The sequence below is a fragment of the Pseudomonas sp. S2_E02 genome (assembly GCF_054668355.1).
Genome location: NZ_CP162761.1, coordinates 2,977,933 through 2,994,238 on the forward strand (window position 1 = coordinate 2,977,933; position 16,306 = coordinate 2,994,238).

Below are 16,306 nucleotides of genomic sequence, written 5' to 3' on the forward strand. Positions count from 1 at the left end.
CAGCCAAACGAAATTGACCACCTCTCCCCCAGGGAGAGAAACGTAATTAGCCCCCTCTCCCCTCCGGGAGATAAACGTACCTAACTCCCTCTCCCTCTGGGAGAGGGCTGGGGTGAGGGGCTTTTGATCTTGATCTTGCCTCTTACCGCCAAACTCTAATTTTCAAGGAGCCACGCATGTCCACCGAACAACTGTCGAAAACCCCGCTGCACGCTCTGCACATCGAACTCGGCGCTCGCATGGTGCCGTTCGCCGGCTACGACATGCCGGTGCAATACCCACTCGGTGTGATGAAAGAACACCAGCACACCCGTGAGCAGGCCGGACTGTTCGATGTCTCGCACATGGGCCAGATCCGCCTGACTGGTGCCAACGCCGCCAAAGCCCTGGAAAGCCTGGTGCCGGTAGACATCATCGACCTGCCGGTGGGCATGCAGCGTTACGCGATGTTCACCAACGACAACGGCGGCATTCTCGACGACCTGATGGTGGCCAACCTCGGTAATGACGAATTGTTCCTGGTGGTCAACGCCGCGTGCAAGGATCAGGACCTGGCCCACCTGCAAAAACACATCGGCGATCAGTGCACCATTACGGCGCTGTTCGAAGAGCGCGCTCTGCTGGCATTGCAAGGTCCGGCGGCGGTGACCGTGCTGGCGCGGCTGGCACCATCCGTTGAAAAAATGACTTTTATGCAGTTCGCCCGTGTCAATCTGCTGGGCGTCGACTGCTTTGTCAGCCGTTCGGGTTACACCGGTGAAGACGGTTTCGAAATCTCCGTACCAGCTGCAGATGCGGAAAAACTTGCCCGCGCCCTGCTCGCCGAACCGGAAGTCCAGGCCATTGGCCTCGGCGCTCGCGACTCGCTGCGTCTGGAAGCCGGTCTGTGCCTCTACGGCCACGACATGAACACCGAGACCACGCCGATCGAAGCCAGCTTGTTATGGGCGATCTCCAAGCCACGTCGCGCTGATGGCGCGCGGGCCGGCGGTTTCCCGGGCGCGGAGAATGTTTTCGCTCAACAACAGAATGGCGTGGCACGCAAACGCGTCGGCCTGCTACCGCAGGAGCGCACCCCCGTGCGTGAAGGCGCAGAAATCGTCAACGAAGCCGGCGAAATCATCGGCAGCGTGTGCAGCGGTGGTTTCGGTCCGACCTTGGGCGGGCCGTTGGCGATGGGTTACCTCGACAGCGCATATGTCACCCTCGACACGCCGGTTTGGGCTATCGTTCGTGGGAAAAAGGTGCAAATGCTTGTAAGCAAAATGCCATTTGTTCCACAACGCTACTATCGCGGTTGATTGACTGTTTCTATAAGTAACGCGATTGCGTTATACGTGCACTAATGTGTAACGCAATCGCCACAAAAAAGTGCATTTTCTATCAACTGATTCGAATATGAACTTTGCTTATAACGATCGAAAACAATTGAACAGGCTAATCGTCTAAGCCCGCACTAGCGAGAGGATTAACTTGCTCAAGCTCAGTAAAACCGGGGGCTTCGCAGGGCTTGTTTTTTCTCCCGTAGTTGGCGTAGAGTTTCTCCACTGTGTTTGCATGGGTCAGCTTGGAATCGTGACCTGGGCAGTAGCCTACAAGTTAGCTACATCCCGTTCGACGTCTTCTTACTCTCCTGCAACCAGCCCCAGTACTCTTTCATGAGAAGGAGACTGTCATTAATTTTTGCGTCAAAGGAAATAAGAAATGTCCACACGTCAGAGCGGTACCGTCAAGTGGTTTAACGACGAGAAAGGTTTTGGTTTTATCACTCCAGAAAGCGGTCCGGATCTGTTCGTACATTTCCGCGCCATTCAGGGCAACGGTTTCAAAAGCCTGAAAGAAGGCCAGAAAGTGACCTTCGTTGCTGTGCAGGGCCAGAAAGGCATGCAGGCTGACGAAGTACAAGCAGAAGCCTGATTTTCTGTTACGAAAAAGCCCCTGATGTTGATATCAGGGGCTTTTTTGTGTGCGCGAATCCGTAAAATGGCGCTTCATTTTGCGTCCAGAGGCTGCCATGTCGAAAAACCTGCTCACCCCACAGGGCGATTTTCCCGCCGTTGGTCTAGGCCGGCGTCTGGCGGCGATGTTCTATGATTTTCTGCTATGCACCGCCCTGCTGATCGTCACCGGATTCATTTACAAGTTGATCCAGGCAGCGATCATCGGCGAAGAGCGCCTGCGGGTAATGACCGACGCCGGGCAACTGGACGGCGATCCGCTCTACTCGACGGTGCTGGTGTTGGTGCTGTTCGCATTCTTTGCCAAGTTCTGGACCCACGGCGGGCAGACGCTGGGCATGCAGGTGTGGGGTATTCGTGTGCAGAACGCCAATGGCACGGCGATCAGCCTGTGGCAGGCGTTGTTGCGGTTTATGGTGTCGATTGCGTCGTGGCTGTGCGTGGGGTTGGGATTCCTCTGGTCGCTGTACGACAAGCAGAAGCGCACGTGGCATGACATCTATTCCGACACCCGCGTGGTGCGGATCCCGAAAAAGACCAAATAACTTCCAGACGCCAAAAACCACTGTGGGAGCGAGCTTGCTCGCGAAGGCGTCGTATCAGTCGATTCTATTGGTGACTGATACACCGCTTTCGCGAGCAAGCTCGCTCCCACAGGTTTTGTGTAATGCCTTTAGAGCTTAGGCGTTACCGGCCAGCTTCATCCGCGCCGCCTGAGTGAAATCGAGCATGCGCTTCAACGGCCGGATCGCCTGTGGAATCAACGCCGGATCAACAAAGATCTCGTTGGTCCCTTCCTTCAAGCTCTTGAGCGTGCGCTCAAGGGTGTTCATGGCCATCCACGGGCAATGTGCGCAACTGCGGCACGCCGCGCCGTTACCGGCGGTTGGCGCCTCGATGAAGACCTTGTCCGGACACAGCTGCTGCATCTTGTAGAAGATGCCACGGTCGGTCGCAACGATCAGGGTCTTGTTCGGCAGCGATTGCGCGGCAGCGATCAACTGGCTGGTGGAACCCACGGCGTCCGCCAGTTCGATCACCGACGTGGGCGACTCCGGGTGCACCAGAATCGCAGCGTCCGGGTACAGCGCCTTCATGTCTTCAAGCTGCTTGGACTTGAACTCTTCGTGAACGATGCAGGCACCGTCCCACAGCAGCATGTCCGCGCCGGTCTTGCGCTGGATGTAAGTGCCCAGATGCTTGTCCGGCCCCCAGATGATGGTCTCGCCGTTGTCCATCAGGCTTTCGACGATCTCCAGTGCGCAACTCGAAGTCACCACCCAGTCAGCCCGGGCTTTGACCGCCGCAGAGGTATTGGCATAGACCACCACCGTGCGCTCCGGGTGCTGATCGCAGAACGCCGAGAACTCGTCGACCGGGCAACCCAGGTCCAGCGAGCAGGTCGCTTCCAGGGTCGGCATCAGCACGCGTTTTTCCGGGTTGAGAATCTTCGCGGTCTCGCCCATGAACTTCACGCCGGCGACCACCACGGTTTTGGCCGGGTGAGCATTGCCGAAGCGAGCCATTTCCAGGGAATCGGAGACGCAACCGCCGGATTCTTCAGCCAAGGCCTGAATTACCGGATCGCAATAAAAGTGGGCCACCAGCACCGCGTCCTGAGCCTTGAGCTCGGCGGCAATGGCGGAACGGTAATAAGCCTCTTCCTCAGCGGTCAGCGGTTTGGGCTGTTTGGCATCGAGGTGGGCTTGAACCAGAAGGCGTTCGGAAATCTGCGTCATGTTCGCAAGACCTGCAGGCGCGTTCGCGCGAAAGTCGAGTATACACCCGGCTCCGGACCGCTTGAGGGTACCGCCGGGAGAGTGAGTATTATCAGGCACGGACAGCATTGAAGCTGCGCAAGGCTACAGAATATCCCGTTGATACAAAAGATGATTCTGATCTGCGTCAGCGCTGCGGGCGGTGAAATAACGCATAGCGAAATTGCAGGCAAAAAAAAACCCGGAAATCCTCACTTTCGTGGGCCTTCCGGATTTTCTAAACCGCCAAATATGGTGGGTCGTGTGGGATTCGAACCTACGACCAATTGGTTAAAAGCCAACTGCTCTACCAACTGAGCTAACGACCCGCTGTGTGGTGGCGCGTATAATACTGATTTTTAAGGACTATTCAACACCTTTTTGAAAATAATCAAAAATAAGCTGTTGGATCGTCCACACCAGCGGCCGCAAAGCCTTCTGCGCGCAGGCGGCAGCTGTCGCATTTACCGCACGCGCGGCCGTCATCGTCGGCCTGATAGCAGGAAACGGTGAGGCCATAATCAACGCCGAGCTTCACGCCCGCCTGAACGATTTGCGCCTTGCTCAGGTTCTGCAGTGGCGCCTGAATGCGGAAGCCATTGCCTTCAACGCCGGCCTTGGTCGCCAGATTGGCCATGCGCTCGAACGACTCGATGAACTCCGGACGGCAATCCGGGTAACCGGAATAGTCCACGGCGTTGACACCAATAAATATGTCACGCGCACCCAGCACTTCTGCCCAGCCCAACGCCAGCGAAAGGAACACCGTGTTACGCGCCGGCACGTAAGTCACCGGAATGCCTTCGCCCAGCTCCTCCGGAATATCGATGCTGCTGTCGGTCAGTGCCGAGCCGCCCATACCATTCAGGTTGAGGCCGATTACTTTGTGCTCAACCACACCCAAGTCGCGGGCGACGCGGGCAGCGGCGTGCAATTCAGCGTGCGAGCGCTGACCGTAATCGAAACTCATGGTGTAGCAGCTGTAGCCTTCGGCGCGAGCCATGGCCACGACGGTGGCCGAATCGAGGCCGCCGGACAGCAGAATGACCGCACGTTTTTCGGTGGTGTTCAGTTGTTCGGTCATCTCAGCGCCCCGGCTCGTCATTCCATAGATATTTATGCAACTGCAATTGCAACCGCACCGGCAGGTTGTCAGCCACCACCCAGTCCGCCAGATCCCGAGCATTGAGGTCATGGTGACTTGGGGAGAACAGCACTTCACCGGGACGCCGTTCAAGACCGTACTGGATCAGCTTGGACACGGCCCAGTCATAGTCTTCCCGCGAGCAGATGACAAACTTCACCTGATCGTTGGGGCTCAGCAGTTCGATGTTCTCGTAACGGTTGCGATGGGCTTCTTTCGAGTCCGGCGTTTTCAGATCGACAACCCGACTGACGCGCGGATCGACGGCCGAAATGTCGAGTGCGCCACTGGTTTCCAGCGAAACCTCGTAACCGGCGTCACACAACTGCTTGAGCAAAGGAATGGCGTTCGGCTGCGCCAGCGGCTCACCGCCGGTGACACAGACGTAGCGCGGACGAAATCCGGCCACTTGCTCGAGGATGTCGTCGAGGGTGCGGATGGTGCCGCCACTGAACGCATAGGCGCTGTCGCAGTATTGGCAACGCAAAGGACAACCGGTCAGGCGCACAAAAACCGTGGGCAGCCCGGCGGTCCGCGTTTCCCCCTGCAACGAGTAGAAAACTTCGGTGATTCTCAATGTGTCTTGCATAGTCGCCACGGGCGTAACAGCTAAACAGGCTGTCCGCCTCCGTCAGGCACTTCAGGCAATCCCGCCAACGCGTAGACCGCAAGAAGCGTGTTTCAGAAAAAGGGCGTGAATTCTAACGAAAAAACCCGCGACAAGCGCGGGTTTCTTCTAAACGGGTAACACGACCTTACATGCGTTGCAGATCGCGTTGAGCCAACTGAGCGGCGGAGGTACCCGGATATTGGGCCACCACCTGCTGCAGAATGCCTTTGACCTTGTCGGTATGACCAAGGCGGCGCTCTACGTCAGCCAGCTTGTACAGCGAGTCCGGCACTTTAGCGTGCTTTGGATACAGCTGCGAAACCTTGGCGAAAGCCTGACCTGCACCTTGCAGATCGCCTTTGGCCAGATTGACTTCGCCCAACCAGTACTGGGCGTTGCCCGCGTATTGGCTGTTCGGGTATTTGCGCAGGAAAGCGGCAAAAGCCTGGCTGGCCTTGTCGAAATCCTTGGCTTTGATCAGGTCGAAAGCGGCATCGTAATACAGCTTTTCCTTGGCCGGATCACCCGGTTCGCTGCTTGCAGCAGGTGCCTGGGCAGCAGCCCCGGCGCCAGCGGCAGCACCGGCAGCAGCACTTGCGTCGCCACCGGCAGAAGAATTCTCAGGAGTCGCGGCAGGTGCAACGCCGGATCCTATGCGCCGATCAAGATCCTGGTATCGCTCCAGGGATTCCTGCTTCATGCGCGCAACCTGATTCTGCAGTTCTTCGATCACGCCTTGCTGGCGAGAAATCTGATCCTGCATCTGTTGCAATTGGTTGAACAGCATGCCTTGTGCCGAGGCAGGGGCCGAAGCCGCTCCCCCGGCATAGGCGCCGTTCGTACCGTAACCTGCAGGCGGATAACTGCTCCCGCTATTGTTATAACCGGAGTTGTCATCGACCACAGGAACCGCAGCCCACGCCGCAAGCGGCGCGAGACTGAGAGCCAGAACAGTTACAGCACGACGGCACGTTCGCATATCGAATTACTTACGCAGTTCGACGCGACGGTTTTGAGCCCAGGACTGCTCGTCGTTGCCGGTAGCAACTGGACGCTCTTCGCCGTAGGAAACCAGTTCCAGCTGAGCTGGGGAAACACCTTGCAGTACCAGGTAGCGCTGAACGGCTTTCGCACGACGCTCGCCCAGTGCCATGTTGTACTCACGAGTACCACGTTCGTCGGTGTTGCCTTCCAGAACAACGCGAGCGCCGTTTGCTTTCAGGTCTTTGGCGTGAACGTCCAGAGCGCGCATGGCTTCTGGCTTCAGGTCCGAGCTGTCGTATTCGAAGTAGAAGGTGGTGATTGCGCGCAGAGCAGCTTCTTCGCTCAGGGAACCGTCAACGGCACCAGTGTTTGCGCCGTAACCAGCGTTTGGATCAACAGCGCCTTCACCGGCGTTGTCGCCGCCTTTGGACGAGCAACCTACAGCTACAGCCATGGCCAGAGCCAGCGCAGCAAATTTACCAAACTTCAGCATTTCCATCGTGAAACTCCTAATGAACCCCAGTGTGTTAAGTAAAACGTGTAGCGCCCGCTCACTTCAGGTAAGGGGACCAGGACGGTTCTCTGACTTCGCCTTGAGCGGTAGGAAGCGGGAGCCTAACGCGTCCATTAATGGACACGAGCATCAAGACTCCCCGGCCCTGTTGGCGGGTGGCGTAGATTACCATGGTGCCGTTGGGCGCAACAGTAGGTGACTCGTCCAGAGTGCTATCAGTGAGGATCTTTACACTCCCTCGCTGCAGATCCTGAGCTGCCACCTTGAAATTGGTGAAGCCATCCTGACGATGGATCATCACCAAAGTCTTTTCATCAGCCGAAAGTTTCGGGTTGGCGTTGTAATTACCTACAAACGTCACACGCTCGGCACCACCGCCACTGGCGCTGGTTTTGTAGATCTGTGGCTTGCCGCCGCGGTCCGAAGTGAAGTAGATGGTCGAGCCATCCTTGCCCCAGTACGGTTCGGTGTTGATGCCCGGGCCTGCGGTTACGCGGGTGATCTGGCGCGAAGCCAGATTCATCACGTAGATGTCCGGGTTACCGTCCTTGGACAGTACGAACGCGAGACGATCACCGTTCGGCGACCAGGCTGGCGCGCCGTTCAGACCTTCAAAGTTGGTAATCTGCTCGCGGCGACCGGTGTCGATGTTCTGCATGAAGATGCGTGGGCGCTTCTGCTCGAACGACACGTAGGCGATGCGCTTGCCATCCGGTGCAAAACGCGGCGACAGGATTGGCTCACGCGATTGCAGCAAGGTCACGGCGCGAGCACCGTCGTAGTCCGAACGCTGCAGGGTGTAACGGGTGTTCTTCTCGGAGAAGCGCTCAGCCGTCACGTACAGCAGACGCGTCGAGAACGCACCTTCAATACCGGTCAGTTTCTGGAACGACTGGTCGGAGATGAAGTGCGCCATGTCACGCAGTTGCTCGGTGGTGCCGGAAACACTGCCGTCAGCCACTTTCTGTTCGGTGGCCACGTTGAACAGTGCCCACTGCACCTGCAGGCGACCGCCGGCTGGCGCAATGCTGCCGACCATCATGTATTGAGCACCCACCGCCTTCCAGTCACGGAAGATGATTTCGCTCGGCTGGCTTGGCTGGCTGATCATGTTTTGCTTTGGAATCGGCGAGTAGTAGCCCGAGTTGCGCAAATCGTTACCAATGATTTCTGCCATGTCGTCCGGCAGCACGGCACCGCCCTGCATGCCGAATGGTACAACGGCGATCGGAGTAGCCCGATCGCTGCCGCTGGTAACCAGAATGTTCTTTTCATCCGCCATCGCGATCCCTGCAATGCAGCAGATCACGACCAGCATTCCTCGAAGAAGGTTTCTCACAAGGCTAGATCCTCAGGTGTGAATGTCATCTTGAATGAACGATACGGAGCGAAATCGCTCGGCTTCATTCCCTGCATTTCTGTCAAACGTCCAATATTCTTCACTGCCGCGACTGCCGACGCATCGAACGGACCATCGCCACTGGACTTGGCCACGCTGACCGAAGTCACCGTACCGTCCGGCAACATGCCGATCTGCAGCACAACTGTCATGCCTTTGCGTGCCGAAGGTGGACGGGCCCAACCTTCTGCCGCTCGCGCACGAATCAGGTCATCGAAACTGCCCGCGACTTCGTCACCCTGCTCATCGGCCAAGGCCTGCTGGCGCTGCGGCGTATCGGAAAGCAAATCGGCCAAGGCCTGAGCCTTTTTGTCTTCAGTCGATTTACGTGCCGCATCCTGCGCTTTCTTCTTCGCAGCATCGGCAGCAGCTTTCTTCTTCGCTTCGTCGGCGATTTTCTTCTTCGCCTCTTCAGCTTCAGCTTTCTTCTTGGCGTCTTCGGCGGCTTTCTTCTTCGCGTCTTCGACGATCTTTTTCTTGGCTTCTTCAGCAGCGGCTTTCTTGGCCTCTTCTTCAGCAGCCTTTTTCGCTTCTTCTTCAGATTTCTTCTTGGCTATATCAGCCAATTTTTTCTCTTCAGCCTTCTTGGCTTCGGCGGTCTTCTTGGCTTCGTCGGCTTTTTTGGCTTCGTCAGCCTTTTTCGCCTCGTCTGCTTTCTTCGACTCGTCGGCCTTCTTGGCTTCCTCGGCTTTTTGAGCCGCTTCTTCTTTCTTTTGTTCCGCAGCAGCCTTGATCTCTTCCTGCTCGACCTTCTTCTGCTCCATCTGCTCGACTTCGGTCTGGCGCGCGGCGGATTTCTTCGCCTCACCCGCAATCTTCTGATTGGTCTGGGTGGTTGCCTGACTTTTCGATTTCAGCTGGTAGAGGGTCGCCTGGACAATCGGTTTGGCCGGCGGCAGCTCTGGTGTAAAGGCAAAACTGACGAACAGCATGCCGAACACCAGCACGTGCAGGACAATTGCCAGAACACTAGGCCAGAAGTAGCTTTCCGAGGCGGACGGCTCTCGCTGTTGCTGCATCAGGGGGCCTCGGTAATCAAACCAACATTACCGACCCCGGCTTTCTGCAACCCGCCCATGGCGCCCATGACGGAACCGTAGTCGACGGTCTTGTCACCGCGGATGAAGACCTGGGTACGCTTGCCGCCTTCAGTGCCGGCACGAATGATCTTGGTCACCGCGTCGGTCATTTGAGGCAGAGTCATGGCCCTGTCCTGTTGCTTCTCGGTATCGACTTCGCTGCCAAGGTTCCAGTAGTAGGTCTTGTCAGCCTTGATCGAAATGGTCAGGACCTGAGTGTTGTTGTCCTGCGGCAAGGCTTCGCTGGAAACCTTGGGCAGATCAACTTTCACGCCCTGATTGAGCATCGGCGCGGTCACCATGAAGATAACCAGCAGCACCAACATCACGTCGATGTAAGGCACCACGTTCATCTCGGCAACCGGCTTGCGCTTTTTGCGAGCTCGAGCGATTAAAGCCATTGGAAATTACCTGCTTATTCTTCGCTGGTGTGCACTTTGCGGTGCAGGATCGCCTGGAATTCATCGGCGAAGGTGTAGTAACGGCCCAGCAAGGTTTCGCTGCGAGCGGCGAAACGGTTGTAAGCGATAACCGCAGGGATCGCGGCGAACAGACCGATCGCGGTGGCGATCAGGGCTTCGGCGATACCCGGGGCCACAGTGGCCAGGGTTGCTTGCTGGGCGCTGGCCAGCCCGCGGAAGGAGTTCATGATGCCCCACACGGTACCGAACAGACCGATGTACGGGCTGACCGAACCGACGGTGGCGAGGAATGGCAGGCTCTGCTCGAGTTTCTCTTCTTCGCGGGAAATGGCGACGCGCATGGCACGGGCCACACCTTCCATGACCGCTTCAGGGTCGACACCTGGCTGCTGACGCAGACGGGAGAATTCCTTGAAGCCGGCACGGAAGATCTGCTCCACGCCAGAATCCGGATCCGGGTTGCTGCCCGCCTGACGGTACAGCTTGGACAGGTCGATACCCGACCAGAAGCGCTCTTCGAAGCTCTCCAGGGCACGTCGACCGGCACGCAGCAGATTGCTGCGCTGAAAGATCATGATCCATGAGGTCACCGATGCGGCCACCAGGGTCAACATTACCAACTGCACCACGATGCTGGCATTGCTGACCAGGCTCCACATGGAGGAATGGTCGACGACGTTAGCTTCCACGCTTTATCTCCTGCTTTGAGTGTGTACCCGGGCCGACCGCGTCGGCGAAGGCCGCACGCAAATCTTCGGGAAGGGCCCGGGGTTTCAAACTGTTAGTGCGCACACAGGCCACCAGAAACTGCCCTTCACAGAGCAGCACATTATCCGTTGCCCGCCTGACCTGCTGTTTGAAGCGCAGGCTGACCCGGTTCAATTCGATTACTTCAGCGCTTACCAGCAGTTCATCGTCCAGTCGCGCCGGCGCGTGATAGCGCGCTTCGCTGGAGTGCACGACAAACAACAGGTCCTCCCCTGCCAGCTGCGATTGGGCAAAGCCCAGCTCGCGAAGCCGCTCGGTTCGAGCCCGTTCCATAAACTTGAGGTAATTAACGTAATACACGATGCCGCCCGCATCGGTGTCCTCGTAATAAACGCGACAACGATGTGCGAACGACTCAAGCCCGTTTTGCGCGCGCATACTCTAGTGCTTACTCCTCAGGTTGCCAATCCGGCCAGGCAACTGTTTTTCATGGTTTCAGGGCTTTACCGCAAAAGTACCGTCCTATGACCGTACAAACCCTGAATAAATCGACAAAAAATGTGTATCAATCGTCCACGGCATCGAGAAACTCGTCTGCCACGGGCATTTCACCCATTCGTGACGGGATGTTTAAACCAAAGTGCAGGTACGCATGGCGCGTCACCACCCTGCCCCGTGGAGTGCGCATGATGTAACCCTGCTGGATCAGATACGGCTCCAGCACATCTTCAATCGTGTGGCGTTCCTCGCTGATTGCAGCGGCGAGGCTGTCGATACCGACGGGGCCGCCATCGAACTTCTCGATCATGGTCAATAGCAGGCGGCGATCCTGATGATCGAAACCGTGTTCGTCGACATCCAGCAGGTTCAAAGCCAGGTCCGCCACCGCTTTGGTGATATGGCCCTTGGCGCGCACTTCAGCGAAGTCGCGCACACGGCGCAGTAGACGGTTGGCGATCCGCGGCGTGCCCCGGGCGCGGCGCGCGATTTCGAACGAGCCTTCCGGATCCAGCGGCAGACCGAGGATGGCCGCGGAACGGCTGACAATCGTCGCCAGATCAGCCGTGCTGTAGAACTCCAGACGCTGGACGATACCGAAGCGGTCACGCAACGGGTTAGTCAGCATGCCGGCGCGAGTCGTCGCGCCGACCAGCGTGAATGGCGGCAAATCGAGCTTGATCGAACGCGCGGCCGGCCCCTCACCGATCATGATGTCGAGTTGGAAATCTTCCATCGCCGGGTACAGCACTTCTTCAACGATTGGCGACAGGCGATGGATTTCGTCGATGAACAACACATCGTGCGGCTCAAGATTGGTCAGCAACGCCGCCAGATCACCCGGACGTTCAAGCACCGGCCCGGAAGTGCTCTTGATCGATACGCCCATTTCCTGAGCGATGATGTTGGCCAGTGTGGTTTTACCCAGACCTGGCGGGCCGAAGATCAGCGTGTGGTCGAGGGATTCGCTACGGCCACGGGCGGCCTGGATGAACAGCTCCATCTGCTCGCGCACGGTCGGCTGGCCGATGTAGTCGGCCAGGCTGACCGGGCGAATGGCGCGGTCCTGGACTTCTTCGCGCTCGCGCGGGCTGTGCGCGGCGGTGATCAGACGATCAGCTTCAATCACTTAAATCATTCCCTTCAGGGCGCGGCGGATCAGGTCTTCACTGCTCAAATTCTTGTCCTTGATGGCGGTAATCGCCTTGCTCGCTTCCTGCGGCTTGTAGCCCAGGGAAATCAGCGCGCTGACCGCATCGTTCTCGGCGGTGTTGACCGGCGCCGGGCCATCCGGCTGGTTCGGTACCAGCGCGAACATGGCCGGCGTAGTTTCCCAGGCCTTGAAGCGATCCTTGAGTTCGACCAGCAGACGCTCAGCGGTTTTCTTGCCGACACCCGGCACCTTGGTCAACGCCGAGGTGTCCTGAGACTGCACGCAGCGGATCAACTCGTCGACTTCCAGACTCGACATCAAGGCCAGGGCCAATTTTGGCCCGACACCATTGAGACGGATCAACTCGCGAAAAAAGTCTCGCTCACGCTTGCCGGCAAAACCATAGAGTAATTGCGCGTCTTCGCGTACGACCAAATGCGTGTGCAAGGTCAGCGGTTCACCGACCGACGGCAGGCGGTAAAGGGTGGTCATGGGCACTTCCAGCTCATACCCGAGGCCGTTTACATCCAGAATCAGGTGCGGCGGCTGTTTCTCAGCCAGGGTGCCGCGCAAGCGTCCAATCACGTTTCAGATCCTTGAGCGTTGGCCAGCCGTGGGCTGGCGACTGTCGAAAGGCGGATTTCGGGCCGACGACCCAGGCGCAAAAACCGGCTTTCAGGAAAATTGATGCTGATGCTATCAGAGACGCAGGCGCCCGCCACGACTGCGTGCCGTTCCCAGACCGTGCGGCAGCAGACTGGAACGTGTGTGCGCGTGACAAATGGCAATGGCCAGAGCGTCAGAGGCATCGATTTGCGGTTTGCTGGTGAGTTTGAGCATGTGCATGACCATCATCTGCACTTGTTCTTTATTGGCGGCGCCAGTGCCGACCACGGCTTGCTTGACCTGCGTGGCCGTATATTCGGCGATCTCCAGGCACTCTTCCGCACCGGCGACGATCGCTGCACCGCGCGCCTGCCCCAGCTTCAGCGCCGAGTCGGCGTTTTTCGCCATAAACACCTTTTCGATGCCCATGGTCACCGGTCCGTAGGTCTGGATGATCTCGCGCACGCCGCGATAGACGATTTGCAGGCGTTCGTGCAGCTCGCCCGCACCAGTGCGGATGCAGCCGGATGCCACATAGATACAGCCGCCACGTCCGGTATCACGAACAATCCCGTAACCGGTGATGCGCGAACCGGGGTCGATACCAAGAATTAAAGTCATAACGCCTGCAGATTCGGTAAAAGCACGATTTTCAAATCAACCCATAACAAATGTGGGAGCGAGCCTGCTCGCGAAAGCGGTTTCATCATCAGCAACGATGTTGCCTGAAAATCCGCCTTCGCGAGCAGGCTCGCTCCCACATTGAATCGTAGCCGCTCTTAACCGAGCTGAGCGGCCACGTCTTCCGGAATATCCGCGTTGGAATAAACGTTCTGCACGTCATCCAGATCCTCAAGCATGTCGATCAGCTTCAGCACCTTTTCCGCGCCTTCCAGATCCAGTTCGGCACTGGTGGTTGGCTGCATGATGATTTCCGCATCATCGCCCTTGAAACCCGCAGCTTCCAGCGCGTTACGCACGGCATAGAAACTGGTGAACGAGGTGAACACATCGATCGAACCGTCTTCGTGGCTGACCACGTCATCGGCATCGGCTTCCAGCGCCGCTTCGGTCAGTGCATCCTCATCAACGCCCGGTGCGAAGCTGATCTGGCCTTTGCGCTCGAACAAGTAAGCTACCGAACCGTCGGTGCCGAGGTTACCCCCGCACTTGCTGAACGCATGGCGCACAGCAGCGGCAGTACGGTTGCGGTTGTCGGTCATGCACTCGACCATCACCGCCACGCCGCCCGGGCCGTAACCTTCGTAGGTCAGCTCTTCAACGTTATCCGCTTCGGTGGCACCAGCGCCGCGCGCCACGGCACGGTCGATGATGTCGCGGCTCATGTTCGCGCTCAGCGCCTTGTCCAGGGCCAGACGCAGACGCGGGTTGGAACCCGGATCACCGCCGCCCTGACGGGCCGCAACGGTCAGTTCGCGGATCCACTTGGTGAAGATCTTGCCTCTCTTGGCATCCTGACGTTCTTTGCGGTGCTTGATGTTCGCCCACTTGGAATGACCTGCCATAACTCGCTCCGAATTCTCTTTGAAACGTTGCCCGCCCTGCTCATGCAGCGGCCAGCAAACAAAAAAATCTCGACCTGCTCTCTGATAGAAAGAAAAAAGGCGCATCCGAAGATGCGCCTTCAGGCCCGTCTTACTCAGCCTTTGGCGTTTCGCGCAAACGAATGTGCAGCTCGCGCAGTGCCTTGGCATCCACCACACCCGGCGCTTGCGTCATGACGTCGGCAGCACTCTGGGTTTTCGGGAAGGCGATCACTTCACGGATCGACTGGGCGCCGGTCATCAGCATCACCAGACGGTCCAGACCGAAGGCCAGACCACCGTGCGGCGGAGCACCGTACTTCAGCGCGTCGAGCAGGAAGCCGAACTTCTCTTCCTGTTCCGCTTCATTGATACCCAGCAGACGGAACACCGCCTGCTGCATTTCCTTGCGGTGGATACGGATCGAACCGCCACCCAGCTCGGTGCCGTTCAGCACCATGTCGTAGGCGCGGGACAGAGCGCCAGCCGGGTTGGCTTCCAGCTCTTCAGGAGAGCACTTCGGCGCGGTGAACGGGTGGTGCAACGCGGAGAAGCTGCCGTCGTCGTTTTCTTCGAACATCGGGAAGTCGACGACCCACATTGGCGCCCACTCGCAGGTCAGCAGCTTGAGGTCGTGACCGAGCTTGATGCGCAGTGCGCCCAAGGCTTCGCTGACGATCTTGGCCTTGTCGGCGCCGAAGAACACGATGTCGCCATCGACTGCGCCAACGCGATCGAGGATCACGTTGAGCTTGTCTTCAGGGATGTTTTTCACGATCGGCGATTGCAGACCGTCAACACCGGCAGCGCGCTCGTTGACCTTGATGTACGCCAGGCCCTTGGCACCGTAGATGCCGACGAACTTGGTGTAATCGTCGATCTGCTTGCGTGGCATGCTCGCCCCGCCTGGAACGCGCAGTGCGGCGATACGGCATTTCGGATCGTTGGCCGGGCCGCTGAACACCTTGAATTCAACTTCTTTCAGTTGATCGGCAACGTCGACCAGTTCCAGCGGGTTACGCAGGTCTGGCTTGTCGGAACCGTAGCGGCGCATGGCTTCTTCGAAAGTCATGTGCGGGAAATCGCCGAATTCCAGACCCAGCACTTCCTTGAACAGGTTGCGGATCATTTCCTCAGTCAGGCCCATGATCTCTTTTTCATCGAGGAAGCTGGTCTCGATGTCGATCTGGGTGAATTCAGGCTGACGGTCAGCACGCAGGTCTTCGTCGCGGAAGCACTTGGCGATCTGGTAATAACGGTCGAAACCGGCAACCATCAGCAGTTGCTTGAACAGCTGTGGCGATTGCGGCAGGGCGAAGAACGAACCGGCGTGGGTACGGCTTGGCACCAGATAGTCACGCGCACCTTCAGGGGTGGCACGGGTCAGGATAGGCGTTTCAACGTCGAGGAAGCCGTTCTCGTCGAGGAAGCGACGGATGCTGGTGGTCATGCGCGAGCGCAGACGCAGCTTCTCGGCCATTTCCGGACGACGCAGGTCGAGGAAACGATAACGCAGACGGGTTTCTTCACCAACGTCGGAGAACTCGTTCAGCGGGAACGGCGGAGTTTCCGACTCGTTCAGCACTTCCAGTTCATAACCCAGCACTTCGATCATGCCCGACGCCATGTTGGCGTTGGTCGCACCGGCCGGACGCAGACGCACCTTGCCGGTGATCTTCACGACGTACTCGCTGCGCACGCGATCGGCAGCGGCGAAGCTCTCGGCGCGATCCGGATCGAATACCACCTGGGCCAGACCGTCACGATCACGGATATCGAGGAAAATCACCCCGCCGTGGTCGCGGCGACGGTGAACCCATCCGCAAAGGGTAATTTCCTGGCCTTCCAGGCTTTCGTTCAGTTGGCCGCAATAGTGGCTGCGCATCATGATAATGGTTCGCTTCTCGTCATTCGATATTCGGTGGAGATC

The 16,306-nt window shown here is 58.0% G+C and carries 18 protein-coding genes and 1 tRNA gene; 3 read left to right on the forward strand and 16 right to left on the reverse strand.

Annotated features, from left to right (window positions below):
- Positions 1-176 precede the first annotated feature (176 nt).
- The 3 genes from gcvT to AB4O01_RS13365 all read left to right on the forward strand — a co-directional run bounded on the left by gcvT (position 177) and on the right by AB4O01_RS13365 (position 2,503).
- Positions 177-1,301: a glycine cleavage system aminomethyltransferase GcvT gene (gcvT, locus tag AB4O01_RS13355; protein ID WP_093430483.1), complete on the forward strand. Its 1,125-nt coding sequence runs from the start codon at positions 177-179 to the stop codon at positions 1,299-1,301.
- 403 nt (positions 1,302-1,704) lie between these two features.
- The gene (locus tag AB4O01_RS13360) at positions 1,705-1,917 is read left to right on the forward strand and encodes a cold-shock protein (RefSeq protein WP_003227496.1); all 213 of its coding nucleotides are present in this window, start codon (positions 1,705-1,707) and stop codon (positions 1,915-1,917) included.
- A 97-nt stretch (positions 1,918-2,014) separates the two neighbouring features.
- Positions 2,015-2,503: an RDD family protein gene (locus tag AB4O01_RS13365; protein WP_460092025.1), complete on the forward strand. Its 489-nt coding sequence runs from the start codon at positions 2,015-2,017 to the stop codon at positions 2,501-2,503.
- 135 nt (positions 2,504-2,638) lie between these two features.
- Here the strand turns inward: AB4O01_RS13365 and nadA are convergent, their stop codons facing one another.
- The 16 genes from nadA to aspS form a co-directional block, all read right to left on the reverse strand.
- Positions 2,639-3,697 (reverse strand): quinolinate synthase NadA, encoded by a 1,059-nt coding sequence (gene nadA / locus AB4O01_RS13370; RefSeq protein WP_460092027.1) that lies wholly within the window; start codon positions 3,695-3,697, stop codon positions 2,639-2,641.
- A gap of 271 nt (positions 3,698-3,968) precedes the next feature.
- Positions 3,969-4,044: transfer RNA gene (locus AB4O01_RS13375), tRNA-Lys, on the reverse strand.
- A 62-nt stretch (positions 4,045-4,106) separates the two neighbouring features.
- Positions 4,107-4,799 (reverse strand): 7-cyano-7-deazaguanine synthase QueC, encoded by a 693-nt coding sequence (queC, locus tag AB4O01_RS13380; RefSeq protein WP_099757008.1) that lies wholly within the window; start codon positions 4,797-4,799, stop codon positions 4,107-4,109.
- A gap of 1 nt (position 4,800) precedes the next feature.
- Entirely contained in the window at positions 4,801-5,448 is a 648-nt protein-coding gene (gene queE / locus AB4O01_RS13385) for a 7-carboxy-7-deazaguanine synthase QueE (protein WP_460092029.1), read from the reverse strand.
- 166 nt (positions 5,449-5,614) lie between these two features.
- On the reverse strand, positions 5,615-6,448 hold the full coding sequence (gene ybgF, locus AB4O01_RS13390; protein WP_007912724.1) for a tol-pal system protein YbgF: 834 nt from the start codon (positions 6,446-6,448) through the stop codon (positions 5,615-5,617).
- Between the two features lie 6 nt (positions 6,449-6,454).
- Positions 6,455-6,952, reverse strand: a complete 498-nt coding sequence (gene pal / locus AB4O01_RS13395; RefSeq protein ID WP_003178634.1) for a peptidoglycan-associated lipoprotein Pal — start codon at positions 6,950-6,952, stop codon at positions 6,455-6,457.
- A gap of 52 nt (positions 6,953-7,004) precedes the next feature.
- Positions 7,005-8,249: a Tol-Pal system beta propeller repeat protein TolB gene (gene tolB, locus AB4O01_RS13400; RefSeq protein WP_042705025.1), complete on the reverse strand. Its 1,245-nt coding sequence runs from the start codon at positions 8,247-8,249 to the stop codon at positions 7,005-7,007.
- A 53-nt stretch (positions 8,250-8,302) separates the two neighbouring features.
- Entirely contained in the window at positions 8,303-9,385 is a 1,083-nt protein-coding gene (gene tolA, locus AB4O01_RS13405) for a cell envelope integrity protein TolA (protein ID WP_093430487.1), read from the reverse strand.
- Positions 9,385-9,837: a protein TolR gene (tolR, locus tag AB4O01_RS13410; RefSeq protein ID WP_161806672.1), complete on the reverse strand. Its 453-nt coding sequence runs from the start codon at positions 9,835-9,837 to the stop codon at positions 9,385-9,387. The genes tolA and tolR overlap by 1 nt, the downstream gene beginning before the upstream one ends.
- A 23-nt stretch (positions 9,838-9,860) precedes the next feature.
- Positions 9,861-10,556, reverse strand: coding sequence for a protein TolQ (tolQ, locus tag AB4O01_RS13415; RefSeq protein WP_008080223.1), 696 nt, complete (start codon positions 10,554-10,556; stop codon positions 9,861-9,863).
- Positions 10,546-11,013 carry a tol-pal system-associated acyl-CoA thioesterase gene (gene ybgC / locus AB4O01_RS13420; RefSeq protein WP_460092032.1) on the reverse strand — a complete coding sequence of 156 codons (468 nt, stop codon included), beginning with the start codon at positions 11,011-11,013 and terminating at the stop codon, positions 10,546-10,548. The genes tolQ and ybgC overlap by 11 nt, the downstream gene beginning before the upstream one ends.
- A gap of 127 nt (positions 11,014-11,140) precedes the next feature.
- On the reverse strand, positions 11,141-12,202 hold the full coding sequence (gene ruvB, locus AB4O01_RS13425; protein ID WP_007912736.1) for a Holliday junction branch migration DNA helicase RuvB: 1,062 nt from the start codon (positions 12,200-12,202) through the stop codon (positions 11,141-11,143).
- The gene (gene ruvA / locus AB4O01_RS13430; RefSeq protein ID WP_034153418.1) at positions 12,203-12,811 is read right to left on the reverse strand and encodes a Holliday junction branch migration protein RuvA; all 609 of its coding nucleotides are present in this window, start codon (positions 12,809-12,811) and stop codon (positions 12,203-12,205) included. It lies immediately after the preceding gene.
- Positions 12,812-12,925: 114 nt separating this feature from the next.
- A complete protein-coding gene (gene ruvC, locus AB4O01_RS13435) occupies positions 12,926-13,453 on the reverse strand; it encodes a crossover junction endodeoxyribonuclease RuvC (RefSeq protein ID WP_007962095.1) in 528 nt (175 codons plus the stop codon).
- A gap of 158 nt (positions 13,454-13,611) precedes the next feature.
- Complete coding sequence (locus tag AB4O01_RS13440) at positions 13,612-14,358, reverse strand: YebC/PmpR family DNA-binding transcriptional regulator (protein WP_460092034.1); 747 nt, start codon at positions 14,356-14,358, stop codon at positions 13,612-13,614.
- 130 nt (positions 14,359-14,488) lie between these two features.
- Positions 14,489-16,264 carry an aspartate--tRNA ligase gene (aspS, locus tag AB4O01_RS13445; protein WP_093430490.1) on the reverse strand — a complete coding sequence of 592 codons (1,776 nt, stop codon included), beginning with the start codon at positions 16,262-16,264 and terminating at the stop codon, positions 14,489-14,491.
- Positions 16,265-16,306: the final 42 nt, after the last annotated feature.